We start from the raw sequence: 22,986 nt of genomic DNA on the forward strand, positions 1-22,986 counted from the left end.
ATAAAATCATCTATATCCCTACACCTTACTACTTTTTTAACCAATTTTATAATACCCTCTTAACCTCTCCCACAAGGAAATTTTGTCCATTTATTCTTCCATTTTCCTCTCCATCTTATCTTCCAATCCATTTACTCTACTGACCTTAAGCCTTACTCCGTATCCCTCAATCCTCCCAAACCTCTAATAAAAAAACATGGCTTACTCGAGATTCCTAATCCCTAATAAACCATGTTTTCTATGACAACTTTATTTTATAGACACATCTCCTCGCCACTTTATATCTCTCTTCTATTTTCCATAGCTTTTGAAAGAGTGACTTCATCATAATATTCCAAATCCCCACCTACAGGAATTCCATGAGCAATTCTTGTGGTCTTGATACCCATAGGTTTTAATAGCTTTGAAATATACATAGCTGTTGCTTCTCCTTCTACTGTAGGGTTTGTAGCAAGTATGACTTCTTTTACTTCTCCATTCTGAATTCTCTTTAAGAGCTCTTTTATCCTTATTTGATCTGGACCTATATTGTCCATTGGAGATATAGCTCCATGAAGAACATGATAAAGTCCTGTGTATTCTTTAGTTTTCTCCATAGCCACTACATCTTTAGGACCTTGTACTACACATATAGTTGAAGTATCCCTTTTCTTGTTTCTACAAATATAGCAAGGATCTTCATCAGTCAAATTGCAACAAATACTACAATACTTTATCTTTTCTTTAGCACTTGTAATTGAATAGGCAAGCTTTTCTGCTTCCAATGGCTCCATTTCCAAAATATAAAAAGCTAGTCTCTGTGCCGTCTTTCTTCCTACCCCAGGAAGCTTTGAAAGTTCTTCTATTAAATTTGCTATTGGTAATGCATAATAATCCATTTAAATCAATCCTTCCTAGAAAAGACCTGGAATATTCATTCCTCCAGTGATTTTTGCCATCTCTTCTGAAACATAATTTTCTGCAGTTCTCAAGGCTTCATTGACAGCTGCCAACACTAAATCTTGTAGCATTTCTACATCATCTGGATCCACTACATCTTTATCTATGATAATAGAAACTATCTGTTTTTTCCCGTTGGCAACAGCTACTACAGCTCCCCCACCAGCACTAGCTTCTACTTCTTTTTCTTCTAATTGTTCTTGAAGTTCCTGCATTTGTTTCTGCATCTTTTGCACTTGTTTCATCATGCCACCCATATTACCCATTCCTGGAAATCCACCTTTAGCCATATTCTTATACCTCCTGTTATTTTTTTATTTTAACTAAATCTTTTCCAAAAAAATCTATTGCAGAATCTATAAGCTCCTGCTCTTCATCTTTTTCGTTTTCTTCTTCATCTTCCTTCGCCATGACAAATTCAACTCTTATATTTTTGTTAAAATAATTAGAAACAGATTTTTCTACAAATTCTTTATTGTCCTTTTTACCTAAGGCTTCTCTATGAAGTCCATAACCTTCTTTAAACCCTATAGTTAAAATATTGTTTTGATAGTCCATTGGACTTCCTTCCAACAAAAGAGCTTGAGTAGAAATTCTCTTCTTCTTTATAACCTTTAGTACATTTTCCCATTCTCTTTTTATATGAGCTATATTTATCTCTTTTCCATCATCAATAATTATCTTTTCTTCTTCTACTTCTTTCTTTTCATTTTGAATAGGCACTTCTTTTTTGCTGGGTTTTTCACTTTTAACCTTTTCTATAGGCTCTTTCTTTTGTGAAACTTTAATATTCCCACTTTCAATGACTTTTTCCAATTTTTCTATTCTCTGTGCTAATGTCAACTCATCTCTCAACTCTATAAGTTTTACAACTACCATTTCAAGTATAATTCTAGGTTGACTAGACCATTTAGCTTGATTTTGTCCTTCATTTAAAATTTGAAGAGCTTTCAATATAAATGGTAAGGATATGTTTTCTGATTGTTCTTTGTACCTTCCCACTGTTTCCTTTTCCAAATCTATTATATCTAATGGATTTGTTGAAGTTTTAGCTATCATGAGATTTCTGAAATGATATATCAAATCCTTTATGAACTGATTTATATCTTTCCCATTTTGAATAATATCATCTACTATATGAAGAGCCTTTTCCAAATTCTTTTCCTCAATATTGTCTACTAAATTAAACAATAAATCTTCATTTGCTATTCCAAGTGTTTTCAGTGCATCCTCATAAGTAAGGGTTCCTTCTCCAAAAGAAATGCACTGATCAAGTAAGCTTAAGGCATCTCTCATGGCTCCATCTGAATTTCTTGCAATAAGATTTAATGCACTTTCTTCGACTTCGATTCCTATTTCACCGCATATATTGTTTAAATTCTTGACTATATCCTTTGTTGTAACTCTTTTAAAGTCAAATCTTTGACAACGAGAAAGAATTGTCTGGGGAAGTTTTTCCACTTCTGTAGTAGCTAGTATAAATATCAGATGTTTGGGAGGTTCCTCCAATGTCTTTAAAAGGGCATTAAATGCACTATCTGAAAGCATATGAACCTCATCTATAATATATACTTTATACCTTGCTTTTGAGGGTGGATACTTTACTTTTTCCCTAAGTTCCCTTATATCATCAACACTATTGTTGCTTGCCGCATCCATTTCTATAACATCCATGATACTTTCATCAAGAAGTCCACTACAGATTTCACAAGTATTGCATGGATTTCCATCAATAGAATGGGTACAATTTACAGCTCTTGCAAATATTTTAGCTGTGGAAGTTTTTCCTGTTCCCCTTGTACCTGAAAAAATATAAGCATGCCCAATATTTTGATTAATTATTTGATTTTTTAAAGTTGTAGTTATATGTTCCTGTCCTAGTACCTGGTCAAAGGTCTTTGGACGGAAACGCCTGTATAAGGCTTGATACATTATTTTTCCACCTTCCCTATCTAGTTAAATATATTATACCAAATATATCTTGTCAAATATACTTATAATTATTTTTTCGTGAAAATCTTGGTTTTTCATTTTGTGTTGACATACCGTGAAAATTTCTGTATAATATAAATCTGTAGTGTGAATAGACATTTTATATTTATACTAATTTGGAGAGGTGGCTGAGTTTGGCCGAAGGCGCACGACTGGAAATCGTGTAGACGATTCCTCGTCTCGTGGGTTCAAATCCCACCCTCTCCGCCATAGGAAATTTTGCCGTGCTAGATGGGGAGGTAGCGGTGCCCTGTAACCTGCAAGCCGCTATAGCAGGATTGAATTCCTGGTTTCGGCTTGTCATTGTAAGGTCTGCCCTAAATAAGTGGCGGTGACGATTGGGTCCTACGCAACGGAAATTCATGAACCCCGTCAGGTCCGGGAGGAAGCAGCGGTAAGTGAACACTTTCGTGTGCCGTAGGTAAGCCTAATCTGAGTTAACTGTTTAGGTAACGCTTGGAATGACAATGCCAACGCCAGGTGCACGGCTTACATATTTGCGTGAAAAAGCTATGGAATATACTCCATAGCTTTTATGTTATCCTTTAAAAGTTTTGTTTCCCTTCATCTGATACTCATCAATATTTGACTTCCCATAGGTAAGTCCTGCAACTACCTTTGGTTCTATATTTTTTTCAATTTCAGTGAATCCTTCATATAGAGGACAAATTATCTTTGTTGCCATTTCAAAGGAATTCTTATCTTTTTTATTTTCGCCTTTTGTAATGAGCTCATTTACATAAATGTATATTTGTCTTAAATTTATAGCTATTTCTGAATTTCCTTCAAGGGTTGCAAGAAGTTCTGCTAAAATATCCCTTGAGTTCTTATTTATATCCTTTAGTTCATCATATTTTTCTCCATCTATAGAAAGTATGCTGTCATTGAAATTGTCCATGAGAGCTTCATAGAGTATAGCAACCAATTCCGCATCATTGGCAGAGGATATTCTCTTTTCTATATCTTTTTTATCTAGCATATTCACCATCTCCATTATCTAAGTAATTGCAATACTCCCTGAGGAAGTTGATTTGCTTGAGCAAGCATAGCGGTTCCTGCCTGTTGCAATATATTCAGCCTAGTGAATTCACTCATCTCTATAGCCATATCTGCATCTTCTATTCTAGACATGGATGCTGTCAAGTTTTCAGCAGTATTGTCTGTGTTCTTTATGGTATGCTCTAATCGATTTTGATACGCACCAAGTTTGGAACGCATTTCAGAAACTTTTCCTATGGCTGTATTGTATGTTTTTATTGCATCGTTGAACTTTGTTGGAGTCAAATCTTTTGCAATTTCAAACTTCTTATCAGTATCATTATACTTAACAATTCCTGAATTAATCCCCAATTCTTTAGCTGTAGCATTTATACTACTCATCTCAATTGTCACCTTTTGTCCTTCGTTTGCACCTACTTGAAGTTGTATTTCTTTTTGACTACCATCTAATAACTTAATTCCATTAAATTCTGTATCATTAGCTATTTTGTCTATTTGCTCTGTCAATTGTACTATTTCAGCTCCTATAGTTTTTAGATCCTCTTCTTTATACACACCATTTGCTCCTTGTACACAAAGTTCCCTCATTCTTTGGAGCATGGCATGAACTTCATTTAGTGCTCCTTCTGCTGTTTGAATAAGACTTATTCCATCTAGGGAGTTCCTGCTTGCCTGTCTTAATCCTTGCACTTGTGCTCTCATCTTTTCACTTATGGCCATTCCTGCTGCATCATCTGAGGCCCTATTGATTCTCTTTCCTGATGATAGCCTTTCTAATGCCTTTTCAATAGAATTTGTGTTCATATTTAATATTCTATGAGTGTTTAATGCTGGTATATTGTTATTTATCCTCATTTTTCATCCTCCTCATTTACTTTTTCAATAAATTTTATTGTTCTACTTATGATTAAAAACAGCTCTTCTGGAATTTTATCTATGCTGTCTAAATTCATTTCATCTTTTATATCTATTTTATTTTCTTCACCCCTCACTTCATAGGCTTTTTTTATTTGATTTTTAGGAACAATCCTCAATTTCATATTTTTCTCCTATATTGCTGTATCTACAGTTTTAAGCAATTTGTCATTTTTATTTTTTTCTTCTCCTTTAAAAGAAAGTTCTTTTAAATTGTATCCAATACTATCAAAAGCTTCTTTTAGCATAGACTTATTTTCTAAAAGCTTAGAAGTACCTTCTTCATGAGCTATAAATTTAACTAGTATATCCTTCCCTTTTACTTCTAAATTAAGTTTCACATTTCCTAGCTTAGAAGTATTTAAGTTTAAGATAAAATTCATATTTTCTTTATCTATTCCTCTATTCATATTTGGAATGATGACTTGCAAATTCTCAAAGCTATCATCCATAAGTATTGGAAACTGTAGAGTTAAATCTTCTTTAGATAGAGCTTTTTGAAGTTTTAAGCTCTCCTCAATTTCCCTATATTTCTCTCTTTTTTCTCTATCTTCACCTGATTCAAAGGAGTTTGCCAAATTTTCCAGACCCCTTATGAATTCTTTATATTCACCTTTTATCTTTGCAGCTCCATTTTTAATATCTTTAGAAACTTCCTTTGCCTTTTCTTCAACTTGACTTATAGCTTGTCCCAATTCTTCATTGTTTATATGTTCTCTTTCACTCTTGAGTTTTTCAATACTGCTTCCCAATCCCATTCTGTTTTCTCTAAAATAGTTGAGTTCTGTCAGTTGCCTTAAAGACATATCCATGCCATTTTTCATGGCTACAGGAATCAAGTCATATTCTTTTCCCCTCAATGCCTTTATTTCTTTCAATGTCTTTTCGATTTCTCCATGCTTATTTAGCTTTTTATCTATATATTCATTGAGTTCTGTAAGTGGCATATATTCTACTTCTACACCATCTGATATACTTTCCTTGATTATATTCATAGACAAGTTTTCCCTTGCTTTCATATATTCTTGTCTTATGAGACTTTCTCTTGATTTTTCTACAGGCTCTACTGGAATATAGTTTTTGTCTAATTGTATTTTGCTTTCATATAAACTATTTAGACTGATGCTCGAATACTTTTTTGAAGCTAATGCTATGATATTCTGATTTAATTCTCCCAAGCTGTTGATAACATTTGATATTCTTATGACTTTATCCACAATTTTGTTAGGATTTCCACTGTTTTTGTTAATTGTTTCTGTGGATATGTCTTTTAATTTCTCAATTCTAAAATCTTCTCCCTTTTTCAAAAGATATATCAAGTCTTCATCTCTTACTTTTCCCAATGAATTTATCTTTTCGAGTATATTAGAAACTCTTTCGTCTTTTTTATCTATTCTTTCAGGTAAATCGTCTTCCCTTAAAATATCCACAAGTTCTCTTATATCTTCTTTCAATGGGTCTATATCATGAGATAGAAGTTTAGCAGTACTTTCTTCGTCTAAAAGGCTTCTCAACTGGGATAAAGTCTCTTTCATATTAAGTATTTCTAAAACATCTTCCTTGTTTATATCCATATCATTTAGTATGAATTTTTCCACCAAGGATATATTTTCTTCTGAAGCCTTAAGTTCTAAATTTTCAAGTATATAAAGTATATCTTCACGAGTAGTTTCCACTTTCATTGAATATTCATCATATATACCCGATACTAAATTTTCTTTAGGTTTTGATGCATCATAGGAATACTTCATCTTGTACAAATTTTCTATATTAACAGCTAAATTATTTTTTATAGTTTTTATGAAAGTTGTATCTTCTACATTTTTCAAATCATGAAGTTTTTGGACAATTTCTCTTACCTTTTCTATATTTTCTTTGTTTATTTCAATTTTTTCTCTATGAAGAGCTATGATACTATCATAAATATCTTTTCCCATTTTTCTTCCGTAAATTTCTACAGAAATTTTTTCTGCCTCTTCATAGCTTAAATCTCTTTTTAGTCCTAAAAATTTGGCAATAGAAAATTCATCTTTAAATTGCATTTCATCTATGGACTCATACACTTTCTGCAGTGTAGCTTCCCCTAAATCTATATCTTTTTTCATAAGTTTTGTGATGGAATCATAGTCCAATTTTTCTATTATTTCATTTAAATATTCCTTGCTCATTTCAAAAGATTTTATATTCTCCAATGTGATGGGAAGCCCATTTTCTAAAAGAATTTGACATATTTCTATATTTTCCACTGTAGGTTCTATCCCCATTTTAGCAAGAAAATCCTCAGTCTTTCTAATTTCCTTTTCTTCTACTTCTTTTTTTTCTTCAATCTTCAAGGATACTATATTTTCTTTGTCTATTTTTACATCTTCGCCAATTTCCTCTTTTAATTCTTCCTTCAATTTAAGCGTGTAGTTGACTACTTTCCCTCCAACTTGAGACTCTATTTTTACATTTTTTCCTTGGCACTCTATCAATTTCCCTTCTACATCAAAAAACAATGTAGGCTTTAAGCCATAAGTATCTATTAAATTTTCTTTTCCTACAATTCCTATTGAATTCATATATACCATCCTCATCTTTTTTCTACTAATTTTATCGTCCAATAGTGAATTTTCTTTAAATATTGAACTTTTTATTTCTAATTTTATGCCGATAATATATAATAGAAGATAAAGGAGAGTGATCTCTTTGGTTAGAATAGATTCTATAAATACGAATAATAATATATCTAGAGTAGAAAAAATAGAAAACAACAATAAAAATGTTGTAAATACTACATTTAAAGAAAAATTAGAAAATATTCAGCAAGAACAAATAAGAGAAGAATTAAAAATTCTATTTAACAAAATTGAAACTCAAACTACAAAACTTCAAGATAGACTGTTTATTGAAGATTTAGTTGAATACAAAAAACTTGTAAAAGAATTTTTAAATGTTTCCGTCAACAATTCTCATGTATTCTACAAAGAAAATTCTTTGGATAGAAGAGGCCGTCACAGGGTATATTCTATAGTGAAACAAGTAGATAGTGAATTAGACGGACTAACTAAAGATTTTTTGGATATTGAAGGAAACAGACTAAAAATCTTAAAAAGACTAGACAGTATAAAAGGTTTACTTCTAGATATTTTTACCTAAAATATTGACGAAGCTTTATTGTATGCTATGATTAAATTAAATTCTAATTGAGATTGGGGGGAAAAATAATGGACACAAGTTTAAAGGGTTTGCTATTAGCAGGAATAGGTAGTATGGCTCTTACTTATGAAAAGGCTAACGAAATGGTTGATACTCTAGTTAAAAAAGGAGAACTAACTGTAAATCAAGGAAAAGAATTAAATGAAGAATTAAAAAGAGTAGTAGAATCTCAAAAAACCGGTCAAAAATCTCAAAATGTAGATGCTGAAACACTAAAAAGTGTTTTACAAGAATTGAATTTACCTACAAAAGCTGATATTGACGAATTAAAGACTAGAATAGATAATTTAGAAAAAAATAATTAGCATAGGAGGAAAATACCTTGATATACAATATATCAAGGTATTTTTTAAACAATATGGATACGAATTATACTAAAAAAAGGTTTAAGGAAATAGCTTCTGTGTCCATAAAACATGGACTTAAAAAAGGCATAAGTGACCCAAGAGAATTTCGTCTTACTCTAGAGGAATTGGGACCTACTTTTGTCAAAATTGGACAAATACTATCTACAAGACCAGATATCTTTCCCAATGAATATATTTTAGAGCTTCAAAAATTGCAAGATGATGTAAAGCCTGAAGAATACAGTACTGTAAAAAATGTTGTTGAAAGCGAATTGGGAAATACATTGGAAGAAATTTTTCTATACTTTGAAGAAAAACCTATAGCCTCTGCTTCATTAGCCCAAGTTCATTTGGCTATACTGAAAACTGGAGAAAAAGTTGTAGTCAAAGTTCAAAGACCATTTGTGAAGGAAAAGATGACAGCAGATATAGCTATACTTAAGAAACTAGCTCCAGTCATCAATTTTACTCCTACTGGAAGTGCTATGGATGCCAGAGAAGTAGTAGAAGAACTTTCAAATGCCACTGAAAAGGAATTAGATTTTGAAAATGAAATGAAGAATATTGAAAAATTTTGTGAAAACAATGAAGATGTCAATTTCATATTGTGCCCAAAAGTATATGGAAAATATTGTACTGACAAAATAATCGTAATGGACTACATAGATGGAATAAAAATTGACAATATGAGTATTTTGCAAGAAGAAGGCTATGATTTAAAAGACATAGCTACCAAACTTACTTATAATTATTTTAAACAGATATTTGAAGATGGTTTTTTTCATGCAGATCCTCATCCTGGAAATATCCTCATTCATGAAAATAAAATTGCTTATATTGACTTTGGACTTATGGGGCAATTAGATAACAATATGAAAAAAAAGTTCAATGAACTACTAGAAGCAGTCGTCGATAGAGATGTAAATCAAATGACTAGAGCAATTTTAAAAATTGGGCAAAAAAGAGGCCCCGTAGACGACAAACAATTGTATAGAGATATTGAAATAATGTACGATCAATATATTGAAGAATCTATGTATGATTTTGATATACCTCAAATAATGGAAGAAGTATTTAAAGTATGCAAAACCAACAATATATATATGCCCAAAGATATTACATTGTTGTTAAAAGGTCTTTTAACTATTCAAGGAGTCATAGTTAAATTAGATACAGAAATAAATATCATGGATGTAGCTCTTCCCTATATGAAAAACCGTCTTGCCAATGAAACACTTAAAAACTTAAATGTAATGGATGCATTGGAAAAACTCTATCTATCAATTAGAGCAAATATGAAAATATCTACCAAATTGCTAGATTTAATCAATCAGGCTTTAAATGGAAAATTGAAAGTTCAATTAGAGTTTAAAGAAATAGAAGATAGCATAGGTGAGTTAAATAAAATGGTCAATAGATTGGTCTTTGGCATGATTGTAGCAGGGCTTGTTGTCAGTTCTTCTATAGTTCTAAATGCCAATATAGGGCCTAAAGTTTATGGTATATCCATTATAGGTATAACTGGATATTTAGGAGCTGCCGTAGCAGGTTTTTGGCTACTCATATCTATACTGCGATCAGGAAAATTGTAAATAAAAGTCCCTAGTTTTAAAAACTAGGGACTTTTATTTTCACCATTATTCTACTTTGAAACTTAAACCTCCATTTTCCACATCTACTACTACATTGTCTTTATCTTTGACTCTCCCACTTATGAGTAGTTTTCCAAGTTGAGTTTCTATTTCTCTTTGAAGAAATCTCTTTACTGGTCTTGCTCCATATTGAATCGAATAAGCTCTATCTAAAACAAATTCCTTTGCTTTATCTGTAAGCAAAATAGATATTTCTCTATCTTCAAGTTTAGAACCAATATCTCTAACTTGCAAATCTATAATATGGAATATTTCTCTTCTTCTAAGTGGTTTAAACAAGACTATTTCATCTATACGATTCAAAAATTCCGGCTTGAAAGTTCTTCTCATATCTTCCATGACTCTTTCTCTTGCAGCTTCACTTATGGTTCCATCTTCTTTTATGTCCTCTAATAGATAGGATGAACCTAGATTCGATGTCATGATGATGACTGTATTTTTAAAATCCACAGTTCTCCCTTGATTGTCTGTAAGCCTTCCATCATCTAATACTTGAAGCAAAACATTGAATACATCTGGATGGGCTTTTTCTATTTCATCAAACAATATGACAGAATAGGGTTTCCTTCTTACAGCTTCTGTAAGCTGTCCTCCTTCATCATATCCTACGTATCCTGGAGGTGCTCCAATGAGTCTTGATACTGAAAATTTCTCCATATACTCAGACATATCTATTCGTATCATATTTCTTTCATCATCAAATAGGGCCTCTGTCAAAGTCTTCGCCAATTCAGTTTTCCCAACTCCTGTAGGCCCTAAAAATATAAAGGAACCAACAGGTCTATTTAAGGATTTAAGTCCTGCTCTTGCTCTTATGACTGCATCGGACACACTTTGTACTGCTTCATCTTGACCTATAACTCTCTTGTGAAGTATTTCATCTAAATGAAGGAGTTTTTCTCTTTCACTTTCTACAAGTTTAGTCACTGGAATACCTGTCCATTTAGATACTACTTCGGCTATCTCTTCTTCTGTGACTTCTTCTTTAAGCATTCTATCTTGACTTTCATTTAGGGCCTTGGCTTCTTCCAACTTTTTCATGAGTTCTGGAAGTTTGCCATATTTAAGCTGAGACAATTTTTCCAAATCATACTTTCTTTCTGCTTCTTCTATTTCATGTTTAGTAAAATCTATTTGTTCTTTTATCTCTTTTACTTTTCTTATATTCTTCTTTTCATCTTCCCATTTAGCCTTTTTTGATTCATAGCTTTCTTTTAGTCCCGACAATTCACCTTCCAATCTTTCAAGTCTCTTTGCTGATGCTTCGTCAGTTTCTTTCTTTAGGGCTTCCCTCTCAATTTCAAGTTGCATGATTTTTCGCCTTATTTCATCTAGTTCTACAGGCATACTATCTATTTCTGTCCTCATCATGGCAGAAGCTTCATCCATTAAATCTATAGCCTTGTCTGGCAAAAATCTATCACTTATATATCTATCTGAAAGAGTAGCACAAGCTATAACAGCACTATCTGAAATACGAATACCATGATGGATTTCATATTTTTCCTTTAATCCTCTAAGTATAGCAATAGTATCTTCTACATCTGGTTCACTGACCAATACCTTTTGAAATCTTCTCTCTAGTGCCTGATCTTTTTCAATATACTGCCTATACTCGTCTAATGTAGTAGCTCCTATACAGTGGAGTTCTCCTCGGGCAAGCATTGGTTTTAATAGATTTGAAGCATCCATAGCTCCTTCTGCCTTTCCTGCTCCCACTATATTGTGAATTTCATCTATAAACATGATTATTTGCCCATCTGATTTCTCAATTTCTTTTAATACCGCTTTAAGCCTTTCTTCAAATTCACCTCTAAACTTTGCTCCTGCTATCAATGCTCCCATATCTAGTGAAAATATTGTCTTGTCCTTTAGACCTTCTGGCACATCTCCGTTGACTATTCTTTGAGCAAGGCCTTCTACTATAGCTGTTTTACCTACTCCTGGTTCTCCTATGAGAACTGGATTGTTTTTTGTTCTCCTAGAAAGAATTCTTATGACATTTCTTATTTCTTCATCTCTTCCTATAACAGGATCAAGCCTTCCACTTCTTGCCTCGTCGACTAAATCCCTTCCATATTTTTTTAGCACATTGTAGGTTCCTTCTGGATTGTCAGAATTTATATTTTGATTTCCTCTCACCTTTCTCAAAGCATCCATAAATCGTTCTAGATTTATATTATATTTCTTTAATATTTTTTCAGAAGCTATTCCCCTCTCTTTTAGCAATGAAATAAATAGATGTTCAACTCCTATATATTCATCATTCATCTTTTTAGCTTCATCTTCAGCTTTTAATAATATCTTTGCATATACCCTGCTATTATATAGGGAGCCTCCCCCCAATTGTTTGGGAAGTCTTTCTACTTCTCTTTGCACATCATCTTTAACTAATTCGCTCTTTTCTCCCATTAAATTTACAAGTCTTGGGATAAGACCCTCATTATCTTCCATAAGGGCTAAAAACAAATGCAAGTCATCTACTTGTGGACTTTCATATTTTATAGCCAATTCTTGAGATCTCTCTATTGTTTCTTGACTTTTTTGAGTAAATTTTTCAATATTCATATTTTTCCCCCCTATTCTCTAGGATTGTAATTTGAAATATCCTTTAGTTTTTCATAAAGCTTCTTCTCTTCCCTACTCAAATGAGGAGGATTGACTATGACTACTTCAATATATAAATCCCCTTCATTTCCTTTCATATCTTTATACCCTTTTCTAGGTACTCTTATCTTTTGACCACCTTCTATACCTTTAGGTACTTTTACTTTTATTTTCCCTGAAAGAGTCTCAACTACTATTTCTGTTCCAAACACTGCTTCCCGAGGAAGTAGTTTTGCTTTTGCAATTAAATTTATCCCATCTAATTCATATTTGGAATTTTCTAGTATATTTACCTTTAGATATAAATCTCCCATGGTTCCTATGCTACTTCCCTTGATTTTTATCTTTTTCCCAGGAAGCATTCCCTTTGGAATTTTTACAGATACTCTCTTTATTTCATTGCCCGTTCTAATTGACACTTCTTTTGTAGTTCCATTGTAGGCTTCATCTAATGTAATATTTATCTCACTTTCAAGCTTTCTAGCCCGCTCCTCATGGCTTTCTCTTCTTCCCTTGCCAAATAAATCCCCTATATTAAAGCCATTACCTTTAAAGGATTGATTTTGAAAATCTCCTCCGCCAAAAAACATATTAAAAAAGTCACTAAATCCTCCAAAATCTCCACCTGTAGTATAAGTGTAAGTAAATCCTTTCCCAAAATCGTCAAAACCAAATTGAGAAGGATCAAAATTTTGTCCATTGCTGAAATTGTACCCACTTCCAAAAGCATCATATTTCTTTCTCTTTTGCTCATCTCCAAGAACTTCATAAGCTTCATTTATGTCCTTAAATTTTTCCTGTGCCTTTTCATCTCCATTATTTAAATCTGGATGATATTTCTTTGCAAGTTTTCTATATGCACTTTTTATCTCATCCTGTGTTGCACTTTTATCAACACCTAATATTTTATAATAATCTCTATACTCCATTTTTTAGCCTCCTTTATATTGGAGTCATACATTATATTGACGTTAACATTAACTTTACGTTAATTTATTCTATATCTTTAACTTTGACTTTCTTTGACCTTCAACAATATTATAAATTCTTTTGGAACAAAAATCAATATCTATATAAAAAAATAGGAAAAGTATTTAAATACCTTTCCTATTTATTTTATTCTTATTTTATATATTTATCTATTATATTTATAATCTCATCTATTTTTTCGTCTCCTTGAGTTTCTCCCTCAAGTATGGCAGTTCTCACACAATGCTTAAGATGTTGATCTAGTATATTTAAATTAGCCTTTTGAAGTATACCTATGACAGATAGTATTTGTGTGGAAATGTCTACACAGTATCTATCATCTTCTATCATTTTGATTATGCCATCTATCTGTCCTCTAGCAGTTTTTAGAAGTACCACGGCCTTTTTCTTTTCTTCATTCATCACAGAAAATCACCACTTTTAGTTTATTTTTACTACTTTGTAGCCTTCTTCTTCTATTGTCTCTCTCAGTTTGTCATCAATCAAATTTTCACCTTCAACTACAGCTTTTTTCTCTTCTAGGCTTACTTCTACTTTTAAAACTTCATTTAATCCTTTCAATGCATTTTCTACTGCCATTGTACAGTGATGACATGACATTCCTTCAATCATTATAGTTTTTTTCATAATATCCTTCCTTTCATTTTATTATTTAAAATTTTTGAGTCTCAAAGAGTTGCTAACTACAGATACAGAACTAAAGGCCATAGCCCCACCTGCTATCATAGGATTTAAAAATCCTAGAGCTGCAAAAGGAATACCTATGGAATTGTAAAAGAAAGCCCAAAACAAATTTTGCTTTATAGTTCTCATAGTCCTTTTACTCAATTTCATAGCTGTAACTATATCCATTAAATCACCCTTCATGAGAGTTATATCAGCTGCCTCTATGGCCACATCAGTTCCTGTTCCTATAGCAAACCCTATATCAGCTGCTACAAGAGCTGGAGCATCATTTATACCATCTCCAACCATTCCAACTTTCTTTCCTGTACTTCTTATACTTTCTACTACCTCTGCTTTGTTTTCAGGGAGAACTTCTGCAAATACATTTTCAATTCCAACTTCATTTGCTATAGCTTTTGCAGTTCTTTCATTGTCTCCAGTAATCATATATATATATAGTCCCATATCCTTTAACTCACTAATTGCCTTTTTTGAACTATCCTTTACCTTATCCGCCACAGCTATGATTCCCTCTATTTTCCCATCTACAGCTAATAGCATTGCAGTTTTACCTTCATCTTCTAGTCTTAGAAGTTCATTTTCTTGAGTAGCTACACTTATAGAGCTTTCCTCCATAAGCTTTTTGTTTCCTACATATACATGTTTTCCTTCTATGATTGCATGAATTCCCTTTCCTGGTATGGCAAGAAAATTCTCTGCTTCTTTTAATACTAATTTTTCTTCTTTAGCTCTATTAACTATTGCTTGACCTAAAGGGTGTTCAGAATTTTTCTCAGAAATAGCTGCTAATTTAAGAATATCTTCCTCATTTTCACCAAAGGAAATTATATCTGTAACCTCTGGTTCTCCCTTAGTCAAGGTACCAGTCTTATCGAAAACTATTGTATCTAGTTCTTGAGTTCTTTCTAGATATTCTCCACCTTTTATGAGAATTCCCTTTTCTGCTCCTTTGCCCGTTCCCACCATGATAGCTGTAGGTGTAGCTAATCCCAATGCACATGGACACGCTATAACTAATACCGCCACTGCACTTATGAGAGCATGACTGAAATCGCCTTTGACAAAATACCATATAAGAAATGTTCCCAATGCTACAAGGAGTACCGTTGGTACAAATATACCTGAAATCTTGTCTGCAAGTCTTTGAACTGGAGCTTTAGAGCCTTGGGCATCTTCTACCAGCTTTATTATTTGAGCAAGAGCTGTATCGCTTCCTACCTTTTTAGCTTCAAATTTAAAAGTACCATATTTATTTATAGTAGCACCTACAACTTCATCTCCTACACTTTTATCCACTGGAATACTTTCTCCTGTAAGCATGGACTCATCTATAGAAGAACTTCCTTCAACTATTGTTCCATCTACAGGAATTCTTTCACCAGGTCTTACTACAACAATATCTCCAACTTTTACATCTTCCATAGGAATATCTACTTCTACTCCATCCTTTAGTACTCTTGCTACTTTGGGCTGCAATTTCATCAATTTCTTTATGGCTTCAGAAGTTTTCCCTTTAGCCACTGCCTCAAAAGTTTTCCCTAGAAGTATCAATGTAATAATCATAGCTGAAGATTCGAAATAATATTCTTCTACTCCTGAAAACAAATTATATACACTATAGAAATAGGCTGCACTAGTGCCCATAGCAACAAGCACATCCATATTGGCTCCTCCACCTCTTATAGCCTTAAAAGCTCCTTTGTAAAATTTAAGTCCAGCTGTGAACTGCACTATTGTAGCTAAAACCAATTGAAAATAACCATTGGAAAGTATAGTATGAAATCCTGCCATATGAAAAAACATAGCTGAAAATAGTGGGATACTTAAAATAGCTGAAAAAATAAAAAGAGTCTTTAAAGTTTTTATCTCTTTTTCTCTTATCTCTTTCTCCTTGTCAGGATTTCTCTTTACTTCCACTTCTGCATGATATCCCGCTTTTTCTACAGCTTTTATGAGTTCTTCTGCTCTTAAGTCATTAGATGCAGTAAAAACTGTTGCCTTGTTTGTAGTCAAATTTACATTAGCATTTATGACGCCTTCTACTTTGTTCAAAGCCTTTTCTACCCTTTGAGAACAAGCAGCACAGCTCATTCCATCTACAAGAAGAACCATCTTTTCAAATCTAATTTCATATCCTGTTTTTTCTATAATATTTACAATCTCTATTGGATTTATCTTGTCCTCATCATATTCAATTGTAGCTTTTTCTCCAAGTAAATTAACCACCGCTGAATTTATCCCTTCAGTTTTGAGAAGAGCCCTTTCTATTCTCTGGGCACAGGCTGCACAGCTCATTCCTGAAATATTTAAATTGATTTTCATCATTTCACCTCCAATATACCCCACCCCCCCGCTGGCGGGTTATATTTATAATAACACTTCTTCTTATTTTTGTAAAGATAACTTTAAATTCATCTAGTTGTTGGGATATAATGAAAATAGATAAATTTGTTCAAAAGGGGGATTTTATCTATGAAATTTGCTATAAAAAATGCTATTCTTACATGGTTGCCCGTATTCTTTGCTATATTGACAATAGTACTAATAATATTTGTTATAAAAAAATTTTATAATAAATAAAAAATTGTCTATCATTTAGATAGACAATTTTTCGTAAGGGGGTTTATTCTTATTTTAAGAAAGTTGAATAATCAGCTTCTTTTATATTCCACTTTTCATTTTCATATTTCCAAATTGTGTTTATTCTTGATATAGTGTCGGCATGACATGAACCGGATATTTTTTGATATCCTTTTAATTCATACACTCCATCTCCATCCATATCTACAGCATCAACCTTAGAAAAAGGATCTGTCCATGGTTCAACTTTTTCTAGAAGTTTTCCATCTTTATCATATATTTTTCCTTCTACATACATATCTTTAAAAGCACTTACATCTAAAATTATTTCCTCGTTGTTTTTAAGATCTTTAAGTTCTGCTTTAAATCCATCAACAAATTCCCCAGTGAAATTCAAACCTTGATTATCTTCTTCTTTAAATATTTCTTTAACCTTATTGTCTTTTATAGTTGCTATTCTAGTATTTACTATTCCACCACTACCTCCTGTTGATGTAGTCACCATTATATCTGAAACCTTATCTCCTGTGAAATCTCCTAAAAACAATTCACCTTCATATCCACCAAAATCTTTAAATTTTATATCCTTTACTTGATTTTTCTTTCCATCTATTACTTTAACCATTATATTTTTATTGTATATATCTTCTTTTTTATCTTTTTCTCCTATTAAAAATACAGTATCTTCTATTTTATCTCCATTTACATCCGCCTGTTTTTGTTCTATAACATATTGTCCTTTAGAAAGAACTAACCCCTTTCCTTGAGCCGCTTTCTTTGGTGCCGCATAGACAATGCTCAAAGAAGAAACAGCCAATATACCTGTTAAAAATAATGTTGTAATTTTTTTATTCATATTCACCACTCCTTAAATATTTTTTCTCTGTCCTTTTGAATCTATAATATCACCACATTAACAATACTTGGTTACAAAGCAGTTACAAACCAATTACAAACTAGTATCTATTAGTTTTATTCTAAATGTGAAAAAGATTTTCATTAAAGCTATTGCTTTTTGTTTGATAATATAATATCATGATATTGATAATGATTATCAATATCATGTGGGAGGCGAACAATATGCCAAGTTTAAACGAAATGCCTTTAGGCTCAAAAATAAAGGTTAAAGAACTATCAAAAGAAGCTTCTGTAAGGAAAAGATTATTAGAAATGGGCGTAGTTCCTGGAATTGAAGTTGAAGTTGTAGGAAAAGCCCCACTAGGAGATCCTATTGAGATAATAGTTAGGGGATATAAACTTACTTTAAGAAAAGATGAAGCGGCAAATATATTTGTGGAATAGGAGGTGTGAAAAATGACTAATATGCCTTTGAGCTTTTTCACTGAAGGTGAAAGCGGCATTATAGTTGGTATTGACGGAGGAGAAAAAGCCTCTAAAAGACTTTATGAAATGGGATTTAACAAGGGAGCGGAAATAAAAGTAGTTAAAAATGATTCTGGACCAATTATAGTATCTCTTTCAGGATGTAAAGTTGCTCTTGGAAGAGGCATTGCACAAAAGATAATGATAAGCCAGTAGTATTTCTATTGGTATTATTATTTTGTTTCTAATTGATAATGATTTTCTATTGATAAGGGGGCGTTTTTTTGAATACTATTGCATTAGTTGGAAACCCCAACTGCGGAAAAACAACTATTTTTAATGCTCTTACCGGTGCTAACCAACATGTTGGCAACTGGCCTGGAGTCACTGTAGAAAAAAAAGAGGGTAGTCTTAAGTATAATGGCAAGGAATACAATATCGTAGACCTTCCTGGTACTTATAGCTTAGGTGCTTATTCTGAAGACGAAATTGTAGCAAGGGATTTTATAATAAAAGAAAAACCTGATGTAGTCATAAATGTAGTTGACGCTACCAATATTGAAAGGAATTTATACTTAACTATTCAACTTCTTGAAATAGGCGCAAAAGTAGTCATTGCATTGAATATGATGGATGAAGCAAAAGAAAAAAATATAATTGTTGATATTAAAAAACTTTCTAAAGAACTTGGTATACCTGTAGTACCAACTATAGCGGCAAAAAAGAAAGGTATTGATGAACTAATTGAAAAATCCATAGAAACTATGAAAACAGATATAATTTTACAAAATACTATTAGCTATGGAGAAGAAATTGATATACAAATCGAAAAAATAAAAGAAGTAATAGGTAATTCTTCGAAATTTGGATATCCTTCTAAATGGCTTGCCATTAAGCTATTAGAAGGAGATGAATTTGTAAACAATTTAATTTTAAAAAACAATGAATCCAATATATTAGATATGGTTCAAGAAAGTATAGATTCTATTTCTGCTACTTCTATGGAACCAGAAATTCTTATAGTAGACAAAAGATATGAATTTATAGGAAATATAATCAAAGACTCTGTTAAAAAACCTAAATTGTTAGCAGAAACAAAATCAGATAAAATTGATAAGGTCCTCACTCATAAATGGTTTGGACTTCCTATATTTGCCCTAATAATGTTTGGTGTCTATAAACTTACTTTTTTGATTGGAGAGGATATACTGCAAGAATGGGTAGGTGCCGGAATTGAGGCTTTAGGAGGAGCCATTGAAACCGCTCTTATAAATGCAAATGCGCCTGAAATGCTCATAGCTTTCATATCAGATGGACTAATAGGTGGTATTGGGGCAGTGCTAGAATTTGTTCCTCTAATTATGGTAATGTATATTTTCATTGGAATACTAGAAGATAGTGGATATATGGCAAGGGCTGCTTATGTTATGGATAGAATCATGAGAGCCTTAGGACTACATGGAAAAACTTTTATTTCAATGTTAGTTGGTGCTGGATGTAATGTCCCAGGAATCATGGCTACAAGAACTCTTGATAGCAAAAAAGATAGGATGATTGCAATACTTATAAATCCCTTTATATCTTGTGGAGCTAGACTTCCAATATATTTAGTATTTATATCTGCTTTCTTCCCTAAACACAAGGCACTTGTATTGTTCTCAATATACGTCATAGGTTTCTTGATTGCCATACTTATGGGTAAAATTTTCAGTAAAACACTATTTAAAGGTGAATCTTCTTACTTTGTAATGGAGCTTCCTCCTTATAGAGTTCCAACAGTAAAAGGCGTACTTATACACATGTGGGATAAAGTAGGTTCTTTCTTGAAGAGGGCTGGAACAATAATATTTGCCGTTGTAACTGCCCTTTGGGTGTTGTCTGTATTACCTTTCGGTGTAGAACCTTATAGTGATGCAAGTATACTAGGCAAAATAGGCAATTTTATAGCACCTATATTTAAACCTGCTGGATTTGGAACTTGGCAAGCTTCCGTAGGATTGTTTGCAGGTATAGTTGCAAAAGAAGCTGTAGTAGCTACATTGGGTATGGTATATGCTGGTGTGGAAGAAGGGGCAAAACTCATAACTGCTGTACAAGGAGCTTTTACGCCATTGAGTGCTTTCTCCTTCATGATTATGACTCTTCTATATACACCATGTGCTGCAGTCATTGGTACAATAAGAAAAGAAACCAATTCAAGAAAGTGGGCCCTCTTCGCAGCAGTTTATACTTTTCTAGTAGGATGGATAGCAGCAGTTTTAATTTATCAAATTGGAAGATTGTTTGGATTTAGTTAAAAATTTTATTGATTTTAAAAGCATCCTTTTAAAAGGATGCTTTTGTTTTTTCAAGTTTTTCAACAAAACTATTGATTTTTAATTGATTATGTAATATGATTATATTGATAATGATTATCAGTTTCATATTTGTAATTATATTTCATTTAACCCAATGAATTTAAATATTTCTAATATGTTTTTCAATGTAGGGGAGGAATAGACATGGAAAATGCATCTTTAACTCAATTAAATCCTGGTGACAGTTGTACAATCAAAAAGATATATGCAGGAAATTATGCTACTAAACGTCTATATGAAATGGGTTTAAACACAGGAGCTGAACTCAAAGTCATAAAAAATGATACTGGACCTGTAATAGTTTCCTTATTTGGAAATAAAATTGCTGTAGGTCGTGGGTTGGCAGAAAAAATAATGATTGCTATTTGATTTAGGAGGGATATCTTGGACACATTAGCTTTGGTAGGTAATCCAAATAGCGGTAAAACCACGGTCTTCAATGCTCTCACAGGATCAAACCAGCATGTAGGCAACTGGCCCGGTGTTACTGTAGAAAAAAAAGAAGGAAAAATTAAATTTAATGAAAAAACATACAATGTAGTAGATTTACCTGGAACTTATAGCCTTGGAGCTTTTTCAGAAGATGAAATAGTTGCAAGAGATTTTGTTCTTAAAGGCAATCCAGATGTAGTCATAAATGTAGTAGATGCAACAAATATCGAAAGAAATCTATATTTAACTACTCAACTATTAGAAATGAATGCTAAAGTAGTTGTTGCGCTAAACATGATAGATGAAGCAGAGAAAAGAAATATCAATTTCGATATTGAGGCTCTTTCAAAAGAACTAGGTGCCCCTATTATTCCAACTATTGCTTCCAAAAGAAAAGGTATTGATGAATTAATTAAAAAGTCCATTGAATTAATTGATAAAGATATAGAACCTAAAGCTAAAATAAGCTATGGAGAAGATATCGACAGAGAAATAAAAAATTTAGAAAAACTTTTAAATGATAAGAATTTTGAATATCCTTCCAGATGGATTGCTATAAAACTTCTAGAAGGAGATAAATATTTATATGAGCTATTAAGTAATGATAAGTCCTTAAATTCCTCTGATGAATTTAAGGATACTATTGGTAAAATAAAGGACAATATAGATGATTATGAATTGAAAATTGTAGATAAAAGATATGAATTTGTAAACAATGTAGTGAGAAAAGCTGTAAAAAGACCCGAAGAAGCTGTAGAAACTAAGACAGATAAAATAGATAAAATCGTTACAAACAAATGGCTGGGCCTCCCTATTTTCGCATTAATCATGCTACTAGTATTTCAGTTGACTTTTGCTATAGGACAAGATTTGCTTGGAGGACTTATGTCTGATGCCGTTGGTGCTCTAGGTGAAGTCATAAAAAATTCCCTTGTTAAAGCCAATTCTCCAGAATGGCTCATTTCTTTTGTTTCCGAGGGAGTCATAGGTGGAGTTGGAGCAGTTTTGGAATTCATTCCATTGATAGTGGTTTTATATATGCTCATGGGAGTATTGGAAGACAGCGGATATATGGCTAGAGCTGCTTATGTGATGGACAATATCATGAGGGCACTTGGTCTTCAAGGCAAAACTTTTATTTCCATGATAGTAGGTTTTGGTTGCAATGTGCCTGGAATCATGGCTACAAGAACTTTAGACAATAAAAAAGACAGAATGATTGCCATTCTTATAAATTCCTTTATGTCTTGTGGTGCTAGAATTCCCGTTTATTTAATATTTATCGCTGCCTTTTTCCCAAACAAAGGTGGATTAGTTTTGTTTTCACTTTATTTTTTGGGAATACTTGTAGCATTACTTATGGGTAAAATTTTCAGCAAAACTTTATTTAAAGGTGAAGCATCTTACTTTATCATGGAACTTCCCCCTTATAGATTACCTTCTTTTAGAAATGTATTAAGAAATATGTGGGACAATGTATCAGGATTTCTAAAAAGAGCTGGAACTACTATATTTGCCGTAGTAACAATACTTTGGATTCTAGCAGTTCTACCTCTTGGAGTTGAGCCTTATAGTAAAAATAGTATACTAGGACAAATAGGTCTTTTTATTGCACCAATATTTAGACCTGCTGGGTTTGGAACTTGGCAAGCAGCTGTAGGATTGTTTGCAGGACTAGCAGCTAAAGAAGCTGTCATAGCTACTCTTGGTATGGTGTATACCGGCGTAGGAGAAGGTACAGCCCTTGTATCAGCAATACAAAATGCTTTTACTCCTCTATCCGCAGTGTCTTTTATGGTCATGACTTTACTTTACACACCTTGTGCAGCTACTATAGCTACTATAAAAAAAGAGACCAATTCAAGAAAATGGGCCCTATTTGTTGCCCTATATACCTTTCTAGTAGGATGGACAGGAGCAGTTCTTGTTTATCAAATAGGTACACTATTGGGATTTAGCTAATAAAGG

At 32.7% G+C, this 22,986-nt stretch carries 21 protein-coding genes, 1 tRNA gene and 1 other RNA gene; 10 read left to right on the forward strand and 13 right to left on the reverse strand.

The genetic code is table 11. The annotated features are described in order from the left end of the window. Positions 1 to 278: 278 nt before the first annotated feature. The 3 genes from recR to dnaX are packed head-to-tail and all read right to left on the reverse strand — an operon-like array spanning position 279 to position 2,871. The gene (recR, locus tag BUA21_RS05085) at positions 279 to 878 is read right to left on the reverse strand and encodes a recombination mediator RecR (RefSeq protein WP_072743707.1); all 600 of its coding nucleotides are present in this window, start codon (positions 876 to 878) and stop codon (positions 279 to 281) included. Positions 879 to 893: 15 nt separating this feature from the next. Then, positions 894 to 1,229, reverse strand: a complete 336-nt coding sequence (locus tag BUA21_RS05090) for a YbaB/EbfC family nucleoid-associated protein (RefSeq protein ID WP_072743708.1) — start codon at positions 1,227 to 1,229, stop codon at positions 894 to 896. 16 nt (positions 1,230 to 1,245) lie between these two features. Further along, entirely contained in the window at positions 1,246 to 2,871 is a 1,626-nt protein-coding gene (dnaX, locus tag BUA21_RS05095; RefSeq protein WP_084604160.1) for a DNA polymerase III subunit gamma/tau, read from the reverse strand. A 178-nt stretch (positions 2,872 to 3,049) separates the two neighbouring features. Between dnaX and BUA21_RS05100 the strand changes: the two genes are divergently transcribed. Next, positions 3,050 to 3,141: transfer RNA gene (locus tag BUA21_RS05100), tRNA-Ser, on the forward strand. A 12-nt stretch (positions 3,142 to 3,153) separates the two neighbouring features. Beyond that, positions 3,154 to 3,419, forward strand: an RNA gene (gene ffs / locus BUA21_RS05105) — signal recognition particle sRNA large type. Positions 3,420 to 3,469: 50 nt separating this feature from the next. Here the strand turns inward: ffs and BUA21_RS05110 are convergent. From BUA21_RS05110 to BUA21_RS05125, 4 genes are read right to left on the reverse strand one after another with little or no spacing between them, the layout of a single operon-like run. After that, entirely contained in the window at positions 3,470 to 3,910 is a 441-nt protein-coding gene (locus BUA21_RS05110; RefSeq protein ID WP_072743711.1) for a flagellar protein FliS, read from the reverse strand. Between the two features lie 14 nt (positions 3,911 to 3,924). Then, the gene (locus tag BUA21_RS05115; RefSeq protein ID WP_072743713.1) at positions 3,925 to 4,785 is read right to left on the reverse strand and encodes a flagellin N-terminal helical domain-containing protein; all 861 of its coding nucleotides are present in this window, start codon (positions 4,783 to 4,785) and stop codon (positions 3,925 to 3,927) included. Continuing rightward, the gene (locus tag BUA21_RS05120; protein ID WP_072743714.1) at positions 4,782 to 4,970 is read right to left on the reverse strand and encodes a hypothetical protein; all 189 of its coding nucleotides are present in this window, start codon (positions 4,968 to 4,970) and stop codon (positions 4,782 to 4,784) included. The genes BUA21_RS05115 and BUA21_RS05120 overlap by 4 nt, the downstream gene beginning before the upstream one ends. A 9-nt stretch (positions 4,971 to 4,979) precedes the next feature. Then, complete coding sequence (locus tag BUA21_RS05125; RefSeq protein ID WP_072743716.1) at positions 4,980 to 7,406, reverse strand: DUF6240 domain-containing protein; 2,427 nt, start codon at positions 7,404 to 7,406, stop codon at positions 4,980 to 4,982. A gap of 127 nt (positions 7,407 to 7,533) precedes the next feature. Here BUA21_RS05125 and BUA21_RS05130 point away from each other — a divergent pair, with 127 nt between their 5' ends. From BUA21_RS05130 to BUA21_RS05140, 3 genes are all read left to right on the forward strand, one after another. After that, a complete protein-coding gene (locus BUA21_RS05130) occupies positions 7,534 to 7,983 on the forward strand; it encodes a YaaR family protein (RefSeq protein ID WP_072743718.1) in 450 nt (149 codons plus the stop codon). A gap of 68 nt (positions 7,984 to 8,051) precedes the next feature. Next, complete coding sequence (locus BUA21_RS05135; RefSeq protein WP_072743719.1) at positions 8,052 to 8,348, forward strand: phasin family protein; 297 nt, start codon at positions 8,052 to 8,054, stop codon at positions 8,346 to 8,348. 17 nt (positions 8,349 to 8,365) lie between these two features. Continuing rightward, on the forward strand, positions 8,366 to 9,982 hold the full coding sequence (locus BUA21_RS05140) for an ABC1 kinase family protein (RefSeq protein ID WP_234973679.1): 1,617 nt from the start codon (positions 8,366 to 8,368) through the stop codon (positions 9,980 to 9,982). Between the two features lie 45 nt (positions 9,983 to 10,027). On the opposite strand, the gene clpB is transcribed toward BUA21_RS05140, so the two are convergent. The 6 genes from clpB to BUA21_RS05170 form a co-directional block, all read right to left on the reverse strand. Beyond that, a complete protein-coding gene (gene clpB, locus BUA21_RS05145; RefSeq protein WP_072743721.1) occupies positions 10,028 to 12,610 on the reverse strand; it encodes an ATP-dependent chaperone ClpB in 2,583 nt (860 codons plus the stop codon). An 11-nt stretch (positions 12,611 to 12,621) separates the two neighbouring features. Then, positions 12,622 to 13,578 carry a DnaJ C-terminal domain-containing protein gene (locus tag BUA21_RS05150; protein WP_072743722.1) on the reverse strand — a complete coding sequence of 319 codons (957 nt, stop codon included), beginning with the start codon at positions 13,576 to 13,578 and terminating at the stop codon, positions 12,622 to 12,624. Positions 13,579 to 13,771: 193 nt separating this feature from the next. Further along, positions 13,772 to 14,041 (reverse strand): metal-sensing transcriptional repressor, encoded by a 270-nt coding sequence (locus BUA21_RS05155; RefSeq protein ID WP_072743723.1) that lies wholly within the window; start codon positions 14,039 to 14,041, stop codon positions 13,772 to 13,774. 18 nt (positions 14,042 to 14,059) lie between these two features. Next, positions 14,060 to 14,266: a heavy-metal-associated domain-containing protein gene (locus BUA21_RS05160; protein WP_072743724.1), complete on the reverse strand. Its 207-nt coding sequence runs from the start codon at positions 14,264 to 14,266 to the stop codon at positions 14,060 to 14,062. 21 nt (positions 14,267 to 14,287) lie between these two features. Next, positions 14,288 to 16,648 (reverse strand): heavy metal translocating P-type ATPase, encoded by a 2,361-nt coding sequence (locus tag BUA21_RS05165; protein WP_269844698.1) that lies wholly within the window; start codon positions 16,646 to 16,648, stop codon positions 14,288 to 14,290. 307 nt (positions 16,649 to 16,955) lie between these two features. Further along, positions 16,956 to 17,762, reverse strand: a complete 807-nt coding sequence (locus BUA21_RS05170) for a hypothetical protein (RefSeq protein WP_072743725.1) — start codon at positions 17,760 to 17,762, stop codon at positions 16,956 to 16,958. A gap of 224 nt (positions 17,763 to 17,986) precedes the next feature. On the opposite strand from BUA21_RS05170, the gene BUA21_RS05175 reads away from it, so the two are divergent. The 5 genes from BUA21_RS05175 (at position 17,987) to feoB (BUA21_RS05195) (ending at position 22,980) form a co-directional block, all read left to right on the forward strand. Then, entirely contained in the window at positions 17,987 to 18,208 is a 222-nt protein-coding gene (locus BUA21_RS05175) for a FeoA family protein (protein WP_072743726.1), read from the forward strand. 12 nt (positions 18,209 to 18,220) lie between these two features. Then, entirely contained in the window at positions 18,221 to 18,445 is a 225-nt protein-coding gene (locus BUA21_RS05180; protein WP_072743727.1) for a FeoA family protein, read from the forward strand. A gap of 68 nt (positions 18,446 to 18,513) precedes the next feature. Beyond that, a complete protein-coding gene (gene feoB / locus BUA21_RS05185; protein WP_072743728.1) occupies positions 18,514 to 20,526 on the forward strand; it encodes a ferrous iron transport protein B in 2,013 nt (670 codons plus the stop codon). A gap of 204 nt (positions 20,527 to 20,730) precedes the next feature. Then, the gene (locus BUA21_RS05190) at positions 20,731 to 20,955 is read left to right on the forward strand and encodes a FeoA family protein (RefSeq protein ID WP_072743729.1); all 225 of its coding nucleotides are present in this window, start codon (positions 20,731 to 20,733) and stop codon (positions 20,953 to 20,955) included. 15 nt (positions 20,956 to 20,970) lie between these two features. Next, positions 20,971 to 22,980, forward strand: coding sequence for a ferrous iron transport protein B (gene feoB, locus BUA21_RS05195; protein WP_072743730.1), 2,010 nt, complete (start codon positions 20,971 to 20,973; stop codon positions 22,978 to 22,980). The last annotated feature ends 6 nt before the right edge of the window (positions 22,981 to 22,986 follow it).

Origin of the sequence: Sporanaerobacter acetigenes DSM 13106 (assembly GCF_900130025.1) — a bacterium.
Classification (GTDB): Bacteria; Bacillota; Clostridia; order Tissierellales; family Sporanaerobacteraceae; genus Sporanaerobacter; species Sporanaerobacter acetigenes.